This window comes from Streptomyces sp. NPDC045967 (genome assembly GCF_056430495.1).
Window position 1 is genome coordinate 28821 of the sequence record NZ_JBWKLE010000012.1, and the last position, 18671, is coordinate 47491.

Below are 18671 nucleotides of genomic sequence, written 5' to 3' on the forward strand. Positions count from 1 at the left end.
CATGGCATCCCAAGGCACGGTCCTGTTCGATCTGTTCGGCGTCATCGCACAGCACCAGTCGCCGGAGATGGGAAGGGTGCTCGTCTCGACCGCCGGGGCGCCCGCGCCCGTCTTCTGGGACGCGTACTGGCGGCTGCGCCCACCGTACGACCGGGGTGAGCTGACCGGTCCGGGCTACTGGCGCGAAGTGGGGACGGTACTGGGCACCCGGTTCGACGCCGCACGGATCGGAGCGCTCATCAAGGCCGACGTCTCCAGTTGGAGCGGGGTCGACGGGGCGATGGTGGGGCTCGTCGAGGAGCTCGCGGCAGCGGGCAGGCGCCTCGGCCTGCTCTCCAACATCCCACCCGAGCTGGCGGCGCATTACGAGGCGCACCACTCCTGGCTGAGGTACTTCGAAGTGTGCGGGTTCTCCTGCCGGATCGGTCGCGCCAAACCCGACCCGAGCGCATACGCGTGGTGCGTGCGGATGCTCGGCGGGCGACCGGCGGACATGCTCTTCGTGGACGACAGGGAGGAGAACGTGGACGCGGCGCGTGCCGTCGGCCTGCGCGGTGCGGTGTTCACCGGCGTGGCCGATCTGCGCGCGACGCTGCGCGAGCACCGGCTCGACGCAGCCTCCCCGAGCCGAGGTCTGACCGAAGACTGACCGCGGGGCTGACGTCGCACGGAGGGGTGCAGGGCTTTGCCACCCGGCAGTGGCGGGCCCTGGGCCTGTGCCGCCCCGATGCCGCGGCCGGAACTGTTCACCGGATCGCGGCCACGGCCGGAATCATCGGTGCCAGGTGCCAGGTGCCAGGTGCCAGGTGCCAGGTGCCAGGTGCAGGGGGCAGGGGGCAGGGGGCAGGGTGAGGTGATCACGCTTCGGTGGAGTCGCCGGCGAAGGCGGTGCGCAGGTATGCGGCCGCCTGCTCGAGTGCGCGGCTCCCCGCGTCGAGGGTGCCCGCCATGGCGAAGAATCCGTGGGCGACGCCCGGGTAGCGCGTGGACTCCACCGGTACACCGCTGTCGCGCAGGCGTTGGGCGTATTGTTCGCCCTCGTCGCGCAGCGGGTCGTACTCGGCGGTGATGACCAGAGCCTGCGGCAGACCTGTGAGGCTGGGAGCGCGCAGCGGGGATACGAGAGGGTTTTCCCCCTCTTCCGGGGAACTCAGGTAGTTGTCCCAATACCACTGCACGGACTTGTCGTTGAACAGCAGCGGATCGGTGTACTCGCGGCGGGACGGGGTGTCCGCGAGATAGTCGGTATTGGGGTAGACGAGCAGTTGGGCCAGGATGGCCGGGCCGCCGGCGTCCCGCGCCATGAGGGTCACCGCGGCGGTGAGGTTGCCGCCGGCGCTGTCGCCGCCGACAGCGATGCGCGAAGCGTCGCCGCCCAGGCGTGCGGCGTTCTCGGCGGTCCAGCGCAGGGCCGCGTGGCAGTCCTGGAGCGCGGCGGGGAACTTGTCCTCCGGCGCCAGGCGGTATCCCACCGCGACGGTGAGGCAGCCTGCGGCATTGGTCAGTCTCCGGCAGATCGCGTCGCTTGTCTCGACGCTCCCCAGTGTCCAGCCGCCGCCGAAGAAGTAGACCAGTACGGGCAGGGGTCCTGGCCCCGCGTCGGGCCGGTAGACGCGGACGAGCAGGGTCCCGGCGGGCCCCGGTATCGACTCCTCGCACACCTCGCGTACGGGTTCAGGAGCACCGGCGCCGGCCTGGACGGCGGCCAGATCGGCCGCTCGGGCCTCGGCCAGCGTCATGTCGTACAACGGCCTGGCACCTTGCGCGGCGCGCTGGTCGTACAGGGCTTGGAACTGCGGATCAAAAGCCATGGTCTCTCCCGATCGGTCCGGCTCAACTCCAGGTCCTGCCATCGAACTACCGCGGGCCAGGAAGGACTTTGACGACAGGACCTAAAGGGGGTCCAGCTCGCCCAAGCCCATGACACGCAGGGCGTGGTTCGCCATCTGGAGGTGACCGGCCGCGTTCGGGTGCACCGGGTCGTCGAGCCACGCGATCGGGTCAGCCGTGCCGTAGTGCTCCAGCCAGTGGGCTTCGTGGTCGACGAGCAGTGCGCCGGTGTCCTTTGCGATGTCCCGTGCGGCCTGGCAGTACAGGGGAAGTGCCGCGCGCCGCTCCCGGTCCGAGAAACCGACCAACACCGGCGTGTGGACGACGACTTGCGTACTTGGGCCCACCCCGGTGATGATCCGGCGCATCGCGTCCTGGAACTCGTGCAGCCCCTCCTCCCCGGCGAGGCAGTCGTTGGTGCCGAGGGACACGGACAGCACGTCGGGCTCGAACCGGCCGATGAGGCGGTCGTGGGACGCGAGTACGTCGACCGCGCCCCACGCACAGACCCCGGTGTTGACCACGACGTCGGTGAGCCGGCCCAGCTGCCACCGGACGCGCTCGTGCAGGTGCTCGACCCAACCGCGCGCGCCATGGGTGTGCAGCGCGGCCTGGGTGATGCTGTCCCCCGTCGCCACCCAGGTCATGGGTCCGTCCGACAGCCTGATCACGGCATGCACCTCCCGTCCGGTCGCCACATCTGCTCGGCGTCCGTGATGTCCTGACAGTAGGTCATGCTGCCCGCACAAGATCATCTGCGCAAGACGCTGCAGTCGACGGCGCCACTCCCGGCGTGGTCACGGCCAGGACCGGGCCGGCCCGAGGTGCTCTGCGAGCGCCTCGACGTCGTCCACCGAGGCTGACGCGCGGTAGGTGGCGGGGTCCCGGTGGGCGGTCGAGCCACCGGTTCCCCTGCGGTTCAGGCGGCCCGTCGTCCGTCCCGGGCAGACAGTCGGCCACCGGCGTACGTGGGGCAATCGGGCTGCCTCGTCCTTGCCTTCGCATCCAGATGCCGGTCCTCGACGGCATCGGGACGACCCGGCGCATCGCCGCCGACCCGGCACTGACCGCGGTGCACGTTGTCACCTCACCAGCAACGGCCTGGACGAATACGTCTTCAACGCCCTGTCCTCCGTATGCGTGGCCGCGCGCGGCGGCGCCCTCCTCGCACCCTCGATCACCCGCCAGCTGATCAACCGCTACATCACCCACCGCGAACGCCTACCAATCCGGCCTGGTCCGGCCCCGCGACTCCTGGCGAGGAGCGGCTGCCGGGTGACAGCTCGACGTTGCACGGTTCGAGCCGGTGCACACGCGCGAGCACGTCTGCGCCTTGGCGGCGTTGCCCGGTGCCGGCCTGGCAGCACGGGTTGTCCAGGTTGCGCTGATGCAGTCCTTCGCACCGCGCGGATGGCGTCGAACGAACTCCGGCCCGGCCGTCACTGGTATGCCACAGCGGCCGGGATCGCCGCCGTACTGATCGTGCACCCTCGACGTGCCACGGGCAGGCACCCCCAGGTCGCCTGCTCGTCCCGAAAAGCGTCCCGGTACGCCATCGGGGACTCTGGAGCCATGGTCGCGTGTGCGGGCTGGCTGATCCTGGCCATCGCCCTTCCCGTCGTCGGCCCGTCGACGGTGCCGCCGCCGTGTGACCGTGGTCCAGAATCAACGCATGGACGTCCCCGAGCTGCTGGAAGCCGCCTCCCTGCTGGTCCCCGCAGAGATCGCCACTGAGAACGACCTCACGATCAACGACGTCTGGGACTACCTCACCCACGACGAGTGGGAGGTGGCCCTCGGACTCCTGGAGGAACTCGGCGGGGTCCAGCCGCTTCCCCTCGGCTTCTGGGAAAGCCTCGCCACGGCCGCCGAGCAGATGCGGCTGGAGCGAAGCGCGGCATGGTGCCGCTTGCGCTGCTACGAAGCCCGCCACGGGATCATCCGCGCCGACCTCACTCTTCGGCCGGCCAGCGAGGGCCGACGGCAGACTCCCTTCTCAGGAGCGGGTGTCCTGCGGCCGATGTGGAACATCGGGCATCGCACGCCAACCGGTGAGGAGGTCCTCAACATCGCCCTCCTGTGGGTCGAGTTCACCCCCGTCCTGGGGCCCGGCGAGCGCTCCTCGGTGCGACTCGCCCCCCTTGACCCCTCGCAGTGGCGACACCTCCAGCCCGGCCGGACGATCACGATGCACGAAGGCCGGACCATCGGTGGCACGGCTGTGGTCCTGTAAGTCCAGGGGCCTGTGGCCACACACGCGCCGTGCGTCTGTGATTGACGCGCCGAGATGGCTTGGGTACCCCCGTAGCCGGTATGTCGGTGGACTCAGCGCCAGTCGTCGATCACGTAGGCGTCCGGGTGGCTGTAACCAGGTTCGTTGGGCTTGTGCATGGCCACGCCTTGCAGCCAGGTACGGAACCCGCGGTCCACCATGCGTCCGTAGGCATCCTGGCGGGCCAGGTTCATGCCGGCATCCAGTTGGCTCGCTCCCCTCTCGGCGGCCAGCCGCTCGCACGCATCCAGCAGTCGTTCGAACCGGTCGGCAGCGCCCGGACCGGGGCGCACGGCGCCGAACTTGACGAAGCACACGTCCTCACCGGCCTCCGACCCCGCTCCGCAGTGGCAGACGGCCAGACCGTCGAGGTCGGAGTCGGCACCCTCGAGGAGAACGGTGTCACCGAGCCCCTGCGCCTGTGTGGCCACGATCTCGCGCTCCAAGCTCAGGCCCTCGTACACGGCTCCCGTCAGTGCGCGACTCAGGCTCAGTGCGTCGGGTCGCTCAGCGGCGGTCAGCTCGCCGTACAGCACCCGGCCGGGAGCTGCGGTACGGGCGTCGACCTGTTTCCTCATGACGGCGGTAAGGAATCGGGGCCAGAAACCGTACCGGCGGTAGAGCTCGAGGTGCTTGGGGCTGTGCGAGAAGGTGAACAGGCCGAGATGGCGGCTCTCCCACGTGTCGAAGCAGGCCATGACCGGTTCCATGAGACGCCTGCCGATGCCCTGGTCCCACAGATCCGGACGAACGGTCAGCGGGCCGAAGAATCCGACGCTGCCCCAGTTGGTGGCGAAGGTCGATCCGACGACCTCGCCCTCGACGGTTGCTGCGAAGGCCGCGTGGGGATCGGCCGCCCAGCGGGTGCGAACATAGTCGGCGGTCTCGAAGAACGTCTCCGGCTCGGGGGCCCCGAGGAAGGTCCCGAAGGCGACCCTGAAGATCGCGTCGGCCCGATCCAGGTCCGGCTCGGCCAGCGGGCGGACCGACACCGAAACAGTGTCGCCGCTGGTTCGTGTCTCTGCGGGCATGATCGCTCTCCTTTCCGCCCCCGTTCCATGGCACCACGGACGTGCGCCGCGGGCTAGCGACAGGTTCGGCGGTGGCACACGGATCGAACGGCCGCGTTCCCCGGCGGCCGGGCGGCCGTCTTTCTGCCGATCGACGACCCGGGTGAAACGTTCGCGGGGGCTGCGGCCAAGTACGGAGTGAGGGGACCGACCGGGTCCCCTGCGCAGGGGAGGAACTGGGTGCCAAGCCCACGACACGAGACCGGGCCACCGGATCTCACCACGCCCGAGGGGTTCGGGGCGTTCTACGAGGACCACATCGACGCCGTACTCGGCTTCGTCACACGCCGGGTCGCCGATCCGCACCTGGCGGCCGACCTGACGGCCGACATCTTTCTCGCCGCGATGGGGTCGGCCGGGACCTACCGGCCCCACAGGGGAGCTCCGGTCGCCTGGCTGTTCGGCATCGCCCGCAACGTCCTGTCCGGCCACGCCCGCGGGCTGGCCCGCGAGAGTGGCGCCCTGGCACGGCTGAGCGGGCGTCGCCTGCTCGACGACGAGGACGTCGCCGCGCTGGAGGAGCGCATCGACGCCGAGCGGGCCTTCCGTGACCTGGCCGAGCGCCACAGCGCCCTCTCCGAGCCGCTGCGCGCCGCCCTCGACCTGGTGGTGCTCGACCAGCTCACCCCGGCCGAGGCCGCGCAGGCTCTCGGCGTCACCCAGACGACCATCCGTGTCCGCCTGCACCGCGCCCGGCGCGCGTTGCGCGGCCCGCACCCCGTGACCGAGCACCAGTTGGAGGCAGCCCGATGAGCACCCGGCCCAGCGGCTTCGAGGAGCGGCTCAAGGCCGCCCTCCTGGCCCGCCTCCCCGAGGCCGTGCCCGCGGCCCCCGCCCGGTCCTTTGCCCGGCGGTACGGGATCCCCCTCGCGGTGGGCATCGCCACGGCGTCCGTGGTCGCCGTCATGACCCTGCCCGGCAGCACCCGCCACGGCCCGCAGCCCGCCGGCTCGCCCAGCCCCGCGCCCGAGATCAGGAAGGATCCGGACGGGTCCCTGCGGTTCAAGCTGCCCGAGCACAACCAGATCCCCGCGCTGGTGGAGCGGTTGAGGGAACTGGGGGTCGCGGCCGTCCTGGTCCCCAAGCGGCCTCGGTCCCAGTGCTCCGACCTCGGCGGCGGTTACCGCGGCCCGCAGGCTGACCCGGAGGCCGAGATCATGCAGTCGGGCAAGGAGGACTTCGACTTCAAGGTCAACGCGAAGACGGTCCCGGCGGGCTACACGCTCACGTTCGACTGGGCGGACTACCACCCGCTGGGTGAGAGGGGGATCAGCTTCGGCGTGATCGAGACCTCCAAGGTCCCCAAGTGTTCGATCGACTATTCCGAGGGTTTGGAAGAAGCCCTGAAGGCCAGGTCGGAGCCCCCGAAGGATCCCGGCAAGACGATCGAGGTCGCCGCGCCCGCCCTTGATGAACTAACCGAGCTGGTGCAGAGGCTCCAGGGCCAGGGGGTCAGCGTCGCGGTGACCGAGAGGAAGCCACGGTCGGAGTGCTCCCATGTGGGTGGCGGCTACCGCGGTCCCCAGGCCGATCCCGCGGCCGAGCTGAGCCGAAGGGGGGACGGAGACACGTTGAAGATCAACTCGAAGACGGTCCCGCCGGGCTACACGCTCGTCTTCTCCAAGCCGGCCAAACCCTCGAGCCGCGACGCACGTGTCGGGTTCGGCGTGAAGGAGACCTCGCAGGTCACACCCTGCGAGATCGACTTCTCCCCGAGCGACGAGGAACAGGCCCGGATGGACGCCGAGAGGCAAGCCGCGCTCAAGAAGCTCCGAGAATCCGGGACCCCGCCTTCCACGCCACCGCCCGGGGCGTCACCGCGGTAGGCCCGTCTTCCGACCCTGTCAGACGGTGCCCGAGCCGGCGCCGACTGCGCGTCGCCTGTCACAGGGTTGGTGCGACCGGCGCTGGTACTGACGAATCTCCGAAGTCGACCGGTGAAGGAGAGCCCGCGCCGTCCGAACGCGGGAAGTCACTCGGTGAAGGGGAGTGACCGAAGGTCGGCGTCGAGCATCCGGATCAACTCGCCGACCCGTCCCCCGCCGCTCGGCGCCGCAGGGAACCGTCTGAGCACGTCAACGACGGCCGGCGTGGCACGATGCGCCGCCTGCCCAACGAGACCGTCACCAACGCTCCGATCGTCGTCGGCGACGAGTTCGGCTGCTCTGGCCGCATAGGCACCGGCTCCGCAAATGTGCTTGACCTGGGTTGCCTTGGACAAAGGATGCAGGTAGGCGGCGCCTGCCGCGGACATCGCTGCCCACGCCGCCTCGCGTGCGGCCGCGGTGTCCGCGCTCTTGGCCGCCTTGAGGGCCGCCGACGCCGTCTCGCGCAGGGATCTTCCTCGCTCGCCGCCCCGGGCGAACTCCCACGCGGCACTGACGGCCTCCCGAGGCCGCGAGTCGCCCGGCTGATCGGCCTCGAAGATCTTCAGCGCCGTCTCTGCACAGGCTGCGGCGAACGCGGTGACCTCGCGAAGGTCCTGCTTGCTCAGAACGATCTGGCTCATTTCCCCTGTCATCGTTTCATCTTCCATGACTGCCCCGGACGGCCGAGGCGGCTGCCGGCCGCTGATGTCGACTGCCTCCCGAGCGGACTGGCCTCGGAAACGATGCGTCACCCACGGGCAGAGCCAGGCCGACACATGGCTGTGACGATCCAGACCGACCCTGGGAGGCGCACGCCTTCGGCGGTCTCGTACTCGGCGAGCGCCCTGATCACGTCGGCACGGATACGGGTGACGGTCGCCCGGTCCACAGTGCGCATGTTGTGGCGGATCGGGCCCATGGAGAAGATGAAGTCGGCGGCGTCCTTCGCAGTGGCTCCGAAGGTCATGGGCGCCCCAGCCGCTATGACGTCGACGTCGGTGAAACCGGCGGCAACGAGCACTTCGCGCATACGCACGGGATCCAGCAGCGACCCCATGCCCCTGGACGCTGGGGAAGCCTCCCGCAGGTACGGCGACAGTGCGGCGGTCGCGCGGGCGTAGGCGCTGTCGGGGCCCCCGGGTTGGGGGCCGAGGAAGGCGAGTCTGCCGTCCGGCGCCAGCGCCTGCCTGAGGTGGGTGAAAGCCGCGACGTGGTCGGCGAAGAACATGACCCCTCCGCGGCTGAGGAGGACATCGAACCCTCGGCCGGGGAACGGGTGCACCTGCGCGTCGCCCTGCTCGAAGGAGACGTTGCCGACTCCCGACACGGCGGCATCGCGGCGGGCGCGTTCCAGCATCGGCGCGGACAAGTCGATTCCCAGGGCGCTTCCGTCGGACGCCAGCTGTGCCGCGAGGAGCGTCGTCTGGCCGGTGCCGCAGCCGATGTCGAGGACCCGGTCCCGCGGCGTGATTTCGGCGGCGGCGAGCAGAGGCGCGTTGAACCCCTCCATCATCCCGTTGTACCGCTCCGGGTTCTCGGCCCAGTGCCTGCCCTCCCAGCCGTTCCACGCCGCTGCCTGCTGATGGTTGGCGATGGTGCGCACCACACACGCTCCTTTATTAGAGGTGAACTCTAGAGGACGCCTCTAGATATAGACTCCAGTCATGCGCGAGGTCAAGGGGAAACAAGGCACGAAGGCCCAGGAGACACGGCGACGGATCATCGAGTCGGCCGGTGCGCTCTTCGTCGAGCAGGGATACGGAGCGACGAAGCTCCAGGAGATCGCCGATCGGGCGGGCGTGGCGATCCAGACGATCTACTTCGTCTTCCGGAACAAGCCCTCACTGCTCAAGGCGCTGGTCGATGAGGCGATCGCCGGCGACGACGCCCCCGTCTCGACGATGGACAGGCCGTGGTTCGCCGAGGTCACGTCCGCGCAGACCGCCTCATCGGCACTGGCAGCACTGGTCGCCGCCACCCGCGCAACGCTCGAACGCGTCGCGGCCGTCAGCGAAATGGTCCGCGCGGCGGCAGCCACCAACCCGGAGATCCGGGAGTTGTGGCCGGATGAGTCGGACCCGCGCTACACGGTCATCTCGACGGCGACGGATTCTTTGATGAAGAAGCCGGGCGCCCGTCCGTCCGTCTCCGCCGAAGAGGCGGCGGACATCGTCTACGCCGTCCTCAGCCCGGAACTCTTCCTGGTCCTCACCCGCGACCGCGCCTGGCCACCGGCCAAGTGGGAGCAATGGGCGCACGACACCCTCGCCTCACAGCTCCTGGGCGGCAAGAGTCGCCCCTGACGTACGCGAGGAGACTCGCGTAGTCCCGTCCGCACCGAGGTGCTCAGTCAGGGCCGGACGAAAAGCGACGCGGTCGAACAAGTCGCGTACGCCCCCGCACATGGTCGCTGTCACCCCGGTCGCGGGGGGGGCTCGGCGCCCGCGGCGTGGAACCCGTCGCGGTTCCTCGTGGCGACCGAGTCGGCGTCACCCGCCCTGCATGGGTCGACGACGTCCTGAACGGCGCGGGCGCTCGGCGTGCTGTCCGTCGGATCCCTTGACCGCATCCACGTCGCGAGTTTAACTCTAGAGCCGGACACTAGAGCTGAACTCTATTTTTTTGGGGAGGAAGCGATGAGCAGGATGCGGACGGCTGAGGAGCTCGACCAAGAGGCGGCTGTGCGCCGTGAGCTGGAGGACTTCTACCGGAACGGCAAGCCGCCGTGGGACAGCGGCATCACGCCGCCCGAGCTCGTGGCCGTGGTGGAGGGGGCCGGTGCGCTGACGCCCGGTCAGGCCCTCGAACTCGGCTGCGGCACCGGAACGAACGCGGTCTACCTGGCCCGGCACGGATGGCGGGTGGCGGCCGTCGACCTGGTCGACCGCGCGGTCCGGCAGGCCAGGGAGAAGGCCGCCGAGGCCGGAGTGGACGTCACCGTGCTGTGCGGGGACGCCACCCGACTCGACGAGGTGGACGTGCCGGGCCCCTACGACCTCTTCTTCGACTTGAGCTGCTACTGCGGGATCCCACCGCACCGCCGCGACGACTACGCCGCCGGCCTCACCGAGCGCGCCTCCCCCGGCGCACGATTGCTGATGTTCGGGTACGGGCCCGGAGCGTTGGACGACCCGATCTCCGGCGTCACCGCCGACGAACTCAGCGCCAGGTTCACCGGATGGCAGCTGACCGACGTGACGCCCGGCACGAACCCGTTCCCGACGTTCTGGTTCACGCTGCACCGGGCCGCCGCCTCGGCGTGAGTCCGGTCAGACGGCGCCCCACGCCCGGCGGCGACGGCGAACGTGCCTCCGGCGCCTCGACGGGACACCGGGGCGCTGCACGGTGAGGAATCAACAGCGGACCCGGCGGCAACAGGGCCCGGGCGCTCATGACAGAACGGTCACGCACCGCCACATCCGCTGAGCGGCCTCGTTGGATGCCAGCATGGAGCAGCAAACCGTTTCACCGCCAGACTGGGCCGGCTTCCCCCCGATGGAGTGGGCGTCCCGGAAGGTCTCCGATACGCCGATCTACGACGCGCTGAGGCGGCAGTGGCTCGCCGAAGGCCGTGCAGTGCCCCGCAGGCCCGGCCCGCCGTCCGGTGCTCTGCACGGGACGACCACCGGCGACCTGTTCCAACGCGCCTGACGCGCAACCGCGTGCATCTGTCCGCGTCGAGCACGTGCGCCCCGGTCTGCGTGCCGCCCCCTGCCGAGGCCGGCCGATGCTCAGGGCGTGCTGCGTCACAGAGCCGGATCTCGGGCCCGTCGACGAGGGTGCGGGCGATGGAGACTCGCTGGCGCTGGCCGCCCGAGAGCTCGGCCGGATACCGGTCGGCGAACTGTGCCGGGAGTTCACGTGCGGACCGCTCGGCGGCTTGCGAGCCGGCGTCGCCACGGGTGCAGCCGGGCGGCTGTTGCGGCCCGGGAGAGCAGTCCGGGCAGCAGCTTCGTCAGGCGGGTCACGCCGGCGGCGTAGGCGATGCCGAAGAGGAGCGCGGCGAGGAAGGCCAGGTGGCGGGAGAATCCGTCGATGAGGGGGAAGATCTGCCAGTGGGTCAGGTAGATGTACAGCGAGCTGGTGGCGAGGACCCCTGCCAGCTGGTTGAGGCGCTCCCGGCTGGGCAGGGTGGGCACCCACACCAGGAGGGCGAAACCGGCCATGATGATCGCCTCGCGGCCGGGGTCGCCGGGGAAGAACCCCGGCACGGTGGCCAGTGCGGAGGCGGTGACCAGCAGGCGCTGGCGGGTGTTGCCCGCCTTCGCCGCGGCCCAGCCGAGTGCGAACAGCCAGAACACCGTGACGGCGTCGGGCATCTCGGAGCGGCTGGGCAGGCCGACGAGGTCGTAGCGGGTGAGGAGCCCCAGGGCCGCGAGGCCGAGGGGAAGGGCGTAGGGGAAGCGGCGCTCCGCCCGGTCGACGGCGGGCAAGCCGAGGAGGGCGACGGCCGCGATCAGGAGGTAGAGCAGGGTTTCGATGAACCAGAAGTGCATGCCGGTCTTGAGCCCGTCCGGCCCGATGACGCTGTCGAGCAGGAGGAGATTGGCGAGCGTGTAGTCGTCATTGAGCAGAAGGACGAAGCCGATCCACGTCATGCTCGGCAACGCGACGCGGGCGACGCTGGTCCACACCCGGCGCACGCGTACGCGCCGGTCGGCGGAGGTGAGGTGGAAGCGGGCGAAGTTGTATCCGGCGACGGCGAGCAGGATGTGGGCGCCGCCCTTGATGCCGAAGACCTGGATGTGGGAGCCGACGATGCAGAAGATGGCCAGGGCGCGGAGGGCGACGCTCGTTTCCAGTACGCGTGTGCGGGAGGGGCGGGCCGGCTGCTCGGACGCCCTGAGGTCTCTGATCGGCGTGGTGTGCCAGTCGGCCGGCAGGTGGCCGAGCCGTTCCTCGAGGTGGAGTGACATCTCGACGTACGACAGCGAGTCGCCGCCCAGGCTGACGAAGGAGTCGTCCCCCGTCACGTCCGTCCGGTCGAGGACCTCGGCGTACAGGAGGCACAGTGCCTCCGGGCCGTTGCCAGCGGGGAGGGCGCGTCCTGCCGAGGAGTCGGGAGCCGGGTGGCTCAGCGCGCGGACCGCGCGGTAGTCGGGCTTGCCCGTCGGCAGGCGGGGAAGGTCCGCCACCACGTGTACGTGGACCGCGCGAGCCGGGAGCCCGCATTCGTCGGCGACGGCCTTTCGCATCCGGTTGGCCTCGGAGCTGTGGGTTCCGACGGCGGCTATGGACAGCGTGTGGTCGTCACCGGCGCACAGGGCGGTGACGCCGCCGCGGGCGAGCATGGCTTCGATCTGCTGGGGGTCGATGCGCAGACCGAGGATCTTGGTGAACCGGCTGAGCCTGCCGGTGATCTCGTACAGCCCGTCGGGGGTGCGGCGCGCGATGTCGCCGGTGTGCAGTTCGTTCACCGTCCTGCCCAGCTTGAGGTCGTCCGGGGTGCGGGCGTAGCCGAGCATGACGTTCGGGCCGGAATAGACCAGCTCGCCGGTGTCCTGATCGGGCTGGTCCGCCAGCGGCTGGAGTCGGAAGGAGCCGCCGGGTACGGGGACGCCGGCCGCTCCCGGGTGGGTTTCGGCGAGGTCCGGGGGCAGGTAGGCCATGCGGGCGGTCGCCTCGGTCTGGCCGTACATCACGAAGAGCTGCCAGCCGCGCGCGCGGCCCATCGCGGCGTACCGCTTGACCTGGTCGGGGGCGAGCCTGCCGCCGGCCTGGGTGAGGTAGCGCAGGTGCGGGAGTTCCATCGAGTCGAAACCGACCCGGTCGAGGAGGTCGAAGGTGTACGGGACCCCGGCGAAGGTCGTGCCGCGGTGGGTGCGGAACAGCTCCCAGAAGCAGGCGTCGGCGACGGAGAGGTCGGTCAGGATCAGGCCGGCGCCGCGCAGGAGGTGGCTGTGCACGACGGACAGGCCGTAGCAGTAGTGCAGGGGCAGGGTGGTCGCGGCGCGGTCGGTGTCGCGGATGGCGAGGTATGCGGCGATCGATTCGGCGTTGGCCTGGAGGTTTTCGTGGGACAGCCGCACCAGCTTCGGCGATCCGGTGGAACCCGAGGTGCTCAGGAGCAGGGCGAGGTCCGGGTGGAGGTCGTGCGCCGAACCGGGGCGACGCTCGTCGAGCACCCATGTGCTTCCGTCGGAGTGGGCCACCACGTCCGGGTCGTATGCGTCGATCAGGGACTGAACGGCGTCGTCGTGGTCGCCCGGCACCAGGAGGAGCGGGTGGCCGGCCGTGAGGGCGGCGAGGTGGACGACGAGGGCGTCGAGGCTGTTGGCTCCGACGAGCATGACGAGCCGGCGACGGTCGCCGAGCCGGCGGACCATCGAGGCCACTCGGGCGGCGAGTTGGGTGTAGCTGACCCGACCGTCGGCCGTGATGACCGCGGTCCGGTCGCCGTGGGCGGCGAGGCCGGCGGCGAACGGGACGGACTTGCTGCCTGGACGCAGGTCGGGAAGGGCTGTCACGGGCGCATCGTAGGAAAGCCTTACCTGGCTGGATAGGCACAAGACGGTTACGGACCGTGCGGCGAAGATCGACAGGACGACAAGCGGTAGGCTCGGCTCCGCCGATGTGGGGGCGCGCCGAATTGTTGCCTGCGTCACTCTTGCCTTTAGGTTAGCTTTACCTTACTGATGGGGCGTTCAGGTTCTCCGCTGCACCCGCAGGAAGGCTTCCCATGCGACGCCCCTTGGTCCGACGCTTCGCCGCGCTCTTCGCGGCGGCACTCCTCCTCCCCGCCGTCGCAGGCTGCGGCGTCGACGAGGACGACGCGGGGCTCGTGATCTATTCGGGCCGCAACGAGAAGCTGGTCAAGCCGCTCCTCGACGAGCTGGAGAAGGCCGTCGGCACGACGGTGGCGGTCCGCTACGGCGAGAGCGCCGAGCTCGCGGCCCAGATCCAGGAAGAGGGCGGCAAGACCAAGGCCGGCCTGTTCTTCTCCCAGGACGCCGGGGCGCTGGGCGCGCTGTCGAGCAAGGGCCTGCTGGAGAAGCTTCCGCAGGAGTCGCTCGACAAGGTGGACCAGGCCTTCCGCGGCGGGGCGGGCGACTGGGTGGGTACCTCCGGCCGCTCCCGCGTCCTGGCCTACCACCCCGGACAGGTCGCCAAGGCCCCCGACAGCGTCCACGACCTCGTCAAGCCGGAGTGGAAGGGCAAGATCGGCTACGTGCCGACCAACGCCTCCTTCCAGGCGTTCGTCACCGGCATGCGCGTCCTGGAGGGTGACGACGCCACCCGAACCTGGCTCAAGGACCTGAAGGCCAACGAGCCCAAGGTCTACGACAACAACCTCAAGGTCCTCGACGCGGTCGGCAAGGGCGAGGTCTCGCTCGGCCTGATCAACCACTACTACTGGTACGAGCGCGTCGCCGAGAAGGGCGAGGACAAGGTCAAGGCGAAGATCCACTTCCTGCCCGGAGGCGACCCCGGCGCCCTCGTCAACGTCGCCGGAGTCGGCATCGTCAAGGGCAGCGACCAGGCTCCGGCCGCGCAGAAGGCCGTGGACTTCCTGCTCTCGGAGAAGGCACAGAAGTACTTCGCGGACGACACCAAGGAGTACCCCCTGGCAGCGGGCGTGACCAGCACGGTCAAGGGCCTGCCGCCGCTGGCGTCCCTCGACGCGCCCAAGATCGACCTCGGCAGGCTGGAATCGCTCCAGGAGACCCTGAAGATGCTCCAGGAAGCCGGGATGGTCTGACCCGCATGCATGCCACGGATCCTGTCCCACCGGTGGATCCGGCCTCCCGCCCGACCGGCGTCGTCCCGCCGGTCGGGCGGTCGCGCGCCGGACGTCCGCCCACCGCCCTGCTGCTCCCGGCGGCCGTCGCCGCCGTCTTCGCACTGCTGCCCCTCGGCTACCTCGCGGTGCGCTCCCTGGAGCGGGGCCCCGCCTTCGCCTGGGACGTCATCGCCGACGAACGCACCGCCCACCTGCTCGGCCGCAGCCTCGGGCTCGCCGCCGTGGTCGTCTGCGCCTGCCTGGTCCTGGGTGTCTCCCTGGCCTGGCTCACCGTCCGCACCGCCCTGCCCGGTGCCCGCGTCTGGTCGGTCCTGGTGACCCTGCCCCTGGCCGTGCCCAGCTACGTCGCCGCGTTCGCCTGGCTGTCCGCCCTCCCGGACCTCGCCGGCTTCACCGGAGCCGCGCTCGCCCTGACCCTGGTGAGCTTCCCCTACGTCTACCTGCCCGTCACCGCCGCGCTGCGCGGCACCGACCCGGCACAGGAAGAGGTGTCCCGCTCGCTGGGCCACGGCCCGCTGCGCACCTTCCTGCGCGTCACCCTGCCGCAGCTGCGCCCCGCCGCGGCGGGAGGAGCCGTACTGGTCGCCCTGTACGTGTTCTCCGACTTCGGCGCCGTCTCGCTGATGCGCTACGACACCTTCACCCGCGGCATCTACACCTCCTACCGGGCCAGCTTCGACCGCACCCCGGCCGCCGCCCTCAGCGTCGTCCTCGTCGTCATGACGATCGCGCTGGTCGCGGCGGAGGCGCGGACCCGCGGCCGGGCCGGCCATGCCAGGACGGGCACCGGCGCCGCCCGCCCGGCCGTCCCCCTGCCGCTCGGCCGGTGGCGGCTCCCCGCCCTCGGCTGGTGCACGGCCGTCACCGCCATCGCCGTCCTCACACCGCTCGCCACGCTCGCCTACTGGCTCGCCGTCGGAAACTCCGCGACCTGGGACCCCGACACGCTCGCCGACACCGCCGCCACGACCCTCGGCGTCGCCGCCGCGGGCGCCGCGCTCACCACGCTCCTCGCCCTGCCGGTCGGCGTGATCGCCGCCCGCCACCGCGGCCGCACGGCCGACCTGCTGGAGCAGTCCGCCTACGCGGGCCACGCCCTCCCGGGCATTACCGTCGCACTCTCCCTGGTCTTCTTCGCCGTGCGCTACGCCGAACCGCTCTACCAGGAGCTCCCCCTGCTGGTCTGCGCCTACGCGGTGCTCTTCCTGCCGGTGGCCGTCGCCGGCACCCGGGCCGCGGTCCTGCAGTCCCCTCCCGTCCTGGAGGACGTGGCCCGCTCGCTCGGGCGCAGCCCCCTGAAGGTGCTGCGCGAGGTGACCATTCCCCTGGCCGCCCCCGGCGTGGCCGCCGGAGCCGCCCTCACCTTCGTGGTCTGCATGAAGGAACTCCCCGCGACCCTGATGCTGCGCCCCACCGGCATGGACACCCTGGCCACCCGCCTGTGGACCGAGACCGGTACCGGCTCCTTCGCCGCCGCCGCCCCGTACGCCGCCGCCCTGATCCTGCTGGCCGCCATACCGTCCTACCTCCTCGGAAGGCACCGCACATGACCGACCTGCAGATCACCGGCCTGGTCAAGGCGTACGGCCCCGGCGGACCGGTCCTCGACGGCCTCGACCTCACGGTGCCCGCGGGCGCCCTCGCCGCTGTCCTCGGCCCGTCCGGATGCGGCAAGACCACCCTGCTGCGCATCGTCGCCGGCTTCCTGCGCTCCGACGCAGGCACCGTCACCATCGGCGGACGCACCCTCGGCGGCCCCGCGGTCCACCTCCCCCCCGAGCAGCGCCGCATCGGCATCGTCCCCCAGGAAGGCGCGCTCTTCCCCCATCTCAGCGTGGCCCGCAACGTCGGCTTCGGGCTCACCGGCCTCGACCGCGCCGCCCGGCGGCGCCGCACGCAGGAGATGCTCGAACTCGTCGGCCTCGCCGGATACGGCGTCCGCATGCCCCACGAACTCTCCGGCGGCCAGCAGCAGCGCATCGCCCTCGCCCGCGCGCTGGCACCCGAACCGGCCCTGGTCCTCCTCGACGAGCCGTTCAACGCCCTCGACAGCGCCCTGCGCACCGGCGTCCGGGCCGACGTGCGCACGGCTCTTTCCGCCACCGGGGCCACCGCGCTGCTGGTCACACACGACCAGCAGGAAGCCCTCTCGACCGCCGATCTCGTCGCCGTCGTCCGGGACGGCCGTGTCGCCCAGTGCGACACACCGCAGGAGGTGTACCACCGCCCCGCCGACACCTGGGTAGCCGCCTTCGTCGGAGACGCCGTACTGCTGACCGCCACCCCCACCGCCGACCGCTGCACCGCCGCCACCGCTTTGGGCCGCATCCCACTCGCGGACCCGCCAGGGCCGCATCGCGGGGGCATGGTGCTGCTCCGGCCCGAACAGCTCCGACTGGCGGACCCGGAGACGACCGAAGCCACCGGCACCGTGACGGACGTGCGCTTCTACGGACACGACGCCGTGATCACCGTCGCGGTGCGGGGCATCGACAAGCCCGTCGAAGTCCGCGTCCCCGGCCCTGCCACCGCCCGCCCCGGCGAGCGCACGGGCATCGAAGTGACGGGGAAGGCCACCCTGCACCCCGGCCCTGCGTCGCGATCACGGACGTAGCCCTCGCATCACCCGCCGGCCTTGTGAGGGCATGTCCGCCGGCTTGCGCCTGCCCGTCCGCCGACCCTGCCTCGCCCGGTGGCCGGCGTGGGGTGCTCAAGTCTCTCTGCGCCGGTCAGTGCGCGGGCCCGCCGAATTCCGCGTGCTGGGGGTGGAACCCGTACTGGGCGTCGTCGTCGCAGGACGGAGGGGAAAAGCAGATCCGGCGTGCCTTCGCCCGTGCCTGCTCCATCAGCTCCTCGAACTCCTCATCGGTCACCGGGCTCACCTCGCGGTCGATCTCCTGTGAGATCCACGACCGTCGTTTCCCTGCAAGCCCGCAGCCTTCTCGCGGGCGCAGCCGTCGCCGGTCTGCTGTCGGGCGGCACCCGCATCGGTGGCCACGTCTCTCAACGGAGACCGTGACCGGCACGACGGGTGGGACAGCACGAACCACCACGGCAACCGCCGCGAGCGCTGTTCGTGGACGAAGGGACACTGGGCCAGGAACCGGGTCAACGGCCATGACGACACGAAGGGGCACCGGGGAGATTGGTACCCCGGTTGGTACAGCCCGGGCTGGTCCCGGAACCACTGGGTACCCGGCAGCGGCAGCACCACTGGTCCAGGGACACTGACACGGGAACTGCCACAGCACACGGTGACCGGTTCACACGGCTCGGGCGGGGCCGGGAACCCCTCGGACCCGCCTTCCTCACCCAGGACGACATGGTCGCCCGTCGGGCACGTGCTGACGAATACGCCAGCGCGTGTCAGCGTGGAACATGAGCCTCGAGTGAGAGGAGCCTCCTCATGGGCGGTAGGCAGGACAAGCGGCCCTGGTCCGGCAAGGGCCCCGACGAGGTAGAGCCGGAATCGCGCATCCCGGCCGGGCAGGACCCGGTCCACCCCGCAGAACCCACTCGGCCGTCCCGCGGCAAGGACCCGGCCGCCCTGCGGCGCAAGGAGCAGGACATGCTCGGCGATGAAGACCACTGGGGCGGATACGACGAGCTGTAGGCACAGCTCCTGATGCCCTGCGAGGCCGGCATGCCGGCGGGCGACATGGCCCCGTCCCGCTCCCGGCCCCTCTGCCGGAGTCAGCGCGCCGCGCGCCCGCCGTTCGCCGCATCCGGGCAAGACGGTGCCCGCTGGTCCGGAGCCTTCGCCTGCGCGAACCGAGGCATCTGCTCGACAGTTCCTCTGCCGCCCACCTGCGGAAACGCGGGTGCAGGCCGGCCCCCGGCCCCCACGGTCCCGTTGCGGACCGTCCGGTCGTCCACCTGCGGCGGCCCCT

At 70.8% G+C, this 18671-nt stretch carries 17 protein-coding genes and 2 pseudogenes; 11 read left to right on the top strand and 8 right to left on the bottom strand.

What is annotated here, in order from left to right; translation table 11 throughout:
• Position 1 precedes the first annotated feature (1 nt).
• Entirely contained in the window at positions 2-649 is a 648-nt protein-coding gene (locus tag AC07FY_RS22245) for an HAD family hydrolase (protein WP_479008782.1), read from the top strand.
• 208 nt (positions 650-857) lie between these two features.
• On the opposite strand, the gene AC07FY_RS22250 is transcribed toward AC07FY_RS22245, so the two are convergent.
• Positions 858-1811 carry an alpha/beta hydrolase gene (locus AC07FY_RS22250; protein WP_479008784.1) on the bottom strand — a complete coding sequence of 318 codons (954 nt, stop codon included), beginning with the start codon at positions 1809-1811 and terminating at the stop codon, positions 858-860.
• An 81-nt stretch (positions 1812-1892) separates the two neighbouring features.
• A complete protein-coding gene (locus tag AC07FY_RS22255; protein ID WP_479008786.1) occupies positions 1893-2501 on the bottom strand; it encodes an SGNH/GDSL hydrolase family protein in 609 nt (202 codons plus the stop codon).
• A gap of 332 nt (positions 2502-2833) precedes the next feature.
• Between AC07FY_RS22255 and AC07FY_RS22260 the strand changes: the two are divergent.
• Together AC07FY_RS22260 and AC07FY_RS22265 are read left to right on the top strand one after the other, a co-directional pair.
• Positions 2834-3039: pseudogene (locus AC07FY_RS22260) on the top strand (DNA-binding response regulator); the annotation flags it as partial.
• A 463-nt stretch (positions 3040-3502) separates the two neighbouring features.
• Positions 3503-4063 (top strand): hypothetical protein, encoded by a 561-nt coding sequence (locus AC07FY_RS22265; protein WP_479008788.1) that lies wholly within the window; start codon positions 3503-3505, stop codon positions 4061-4063.
• A gap of 92 nt (positions 4064-4155) precedes the next feature.
• Here the strand turns inward: AC07FY_RS22265 and AC07FY_RS22270 are convergent, their stop codons facing one another.
• Positions 4156-5133 carry a GNAT family N-acetyltransferase gene (locus AC07FY_RS22270; protein WP_479008790.1) on the bottom strand — a complete coding sequence of 326 codons (978 nt, stop codon included), beginning with the start codon at positions 5131-5133 and terminating at the stop codon, positions 4156-4158.
• A gap of 219 nt (positions 5134-5352) precedes the next feature.
• Here AC07FY_RS22270 and AC07FY_RS22275 point away from each other — a divergent pair, with 219 nt between their 5' ends.
• Positions 5353-5925: an RNA polymerase sigma factor gene (locus AC07FY_RS22275; RefSeq protein ID WP_479008792.1), complete on the top strand. Its 573-nt coding sequence runs from the start codon at positions 5353-5355 to the stop codon at positions 5923-5925.
• Positions 5922-6998: a hypothetical protein gene (locus AC07FY_RS22280; RefSeq protein WP_479008794.1), complete on the top strand. Its 1077-nt coding sequence runs from the start codon at positions 5922-5924 to the stop codon at positions 6996-6998. Before AC07FY_RS22275 ends, AC07FY_RS22280 begins: the two co-directional genes overlap by 4 nt.
• 146 nt (positions 6999-7144) lie before the next feature.
• Here the strand turns inward: AC07FY_RS22280 and AC07FY_RS22285 are convergent, their stop codons facing one another.
• Both AC07FY_RS22285 and AC07FY_RS22290 read right to left on the bottom strand, forming a co-directional pair.
• A complete protein-coding gene (locus AC07FY_RS22285; protein WP_479008796.1) occupies positions 7145-7681 on the bottom strand; it encodes a putative immunity protein in 537 nt (178 codons plus the stop codon).
• A 107-nt stretch (positions 7682-7788) separates the two neighbouring features.
• On the bottom strand, positions 7789-8643 hold the full coding sequence (locus AC07FY_RS22290; protein ID WP_479008798.1) for a class I SAM-dependent methyltransferase: 855 nt from the start codon (positions 8641-8643) through the stop codon (positions 7789-7791).
• A 61-nt stretch (positions 8644-8704) separates the two neighbouring features.
• Here AC07FY_RS22290 and AC07FY_RS22295 point away from each other — a divergent pair, with 61 nt between their 5' ends.
• Both AC07FY_RS22295 and AC07FY_RS22300 read left to right on the top strand, forming a co-directional pair.
• Positions 8705-9343 carry a TetR/AcrR family transcriptional regulator gene (locus AC07FY_RS22295; protein ID WP_479008800.1) on the top strand — a complete coding sequence of 213 codons (639 nt, stop codon included), beginning with the start codon at positions 8705-8707 and terminating at the stop codon, positions 9341-9343.
• A 333-nt stretch (positions 9344-9676) separates the two neighbouring features.
• Complete coding sequence (locus AC07FY_RS22300) at positions 9677-10303, top strand: class I SAM-dependent methyltransferase (RefSeq protein WP_479008802.1); 627 nt, start codon at positions 9677-9679, stop codon at positions 10301-10303.
• A gap of 140 nt (positions 10304-10443) precedes the next feature.
• On the opposite strand, the pseudogene AC07FY_RS22305 reads toward AC07FY_RS22300, so the two are convergent.
• Together AC07FY_RS22305 and AC07FY_RS22310 are read right to left on the bottom strand one after the other, a co-directional pair.
• Positions 10444-10887: pseudogene (locus AC07FY_RS22305) on the bottom strand (ATP-binding cassette domain-containing protein); the annotation flags it as partial.
• A 10-nt stretch (positions 10888-10897) separates the two neighbouring features.
• Entirely contained in the window at positions 10898-13507 is a 2610-nt protein-coding gene (locus AC07FY_RS22310; protein ID WP_479008804.1) for an AMP-binding protein, read from the bottom strand.
• 212 nt (positions 13508-13719) lie between these two features.
• On the opposite strand from AC07FY_RS22310, the gene AC07FY_RS22315 reads away from it, so the two are divergent.
• From AC07FY_RS22315 to AC07FY_RS22325, 3 genes are read left to right on the top strand one after another with little or no spacing between them, the layout of a single operon-like run.
• Complete coding sequence (locus AC07FY_RS22315; protein ID WP_479008806.1) at positions 13720-14739, top strand: iron ABC transporter substrate-binding protein; 1020 nt, start codon at positions 13720-13722, stop codon at positions 14737-14739.
• Between the two features lie 5 nt (positions 14740-14744).
• Complete coding sequence (locus tag AC07FY_RS22320; protein ID WP_479008808.1) at positions 14745-16331, top strand: ABC transporter permease; 1587 nt, start codon at positions 14745-14747, stop codon at positions 16329-16331.
• Entirely contained in the window at positions 16328-17395 is a 1068-nt protein-coding gene (locus AC07FY_RS22325; protein ID WP_479008810.1) for an ABC transporter ATP-binding protein, read from the top strand. The genes AC07FY_RS22320 and AC07FY_RS22325 overlap by 4 nt, the downstream gene beginning before the upstream one ends.
• Before the next feature lie 115 nt (positions 17396-17510).
• On the opposite strand, the gene AC07FY_RS22330 is transcribed toward AC07FY_RS22325, so the two are convergent.
• Positions 17511-17654 carry a hypothetical protein gene (locus tag AC07FY_RS22330; RefSeq protein WP_479008811.1) on the bottom strand — a complete coding sequence of 48 codons (144 nt, stop codon included), beginning with the start codon at positions 17652-17654 and terminating at the stop codon, positions 17511-17513.
• A gap of 533 nt (positions 17655-18187) precedes the next feature.
• On the opposite strand from AC07FY_RS22330, the gene AC07FY_RS22335 reads away from it, so the two are divergent.
• Positions 18188-18394 (top strand): hypothetical protein, encoded by a 207-nt coding sequence (locus AC07FY_RS22335; RefSeq protein WP_479008813.1) that lies wholly within the window; start codon positions 18188-18190, stop codon positions 18392-18394.
• The last annotated feature ends 277 nt before the right edge of the window (positions 18395-18671 follow it).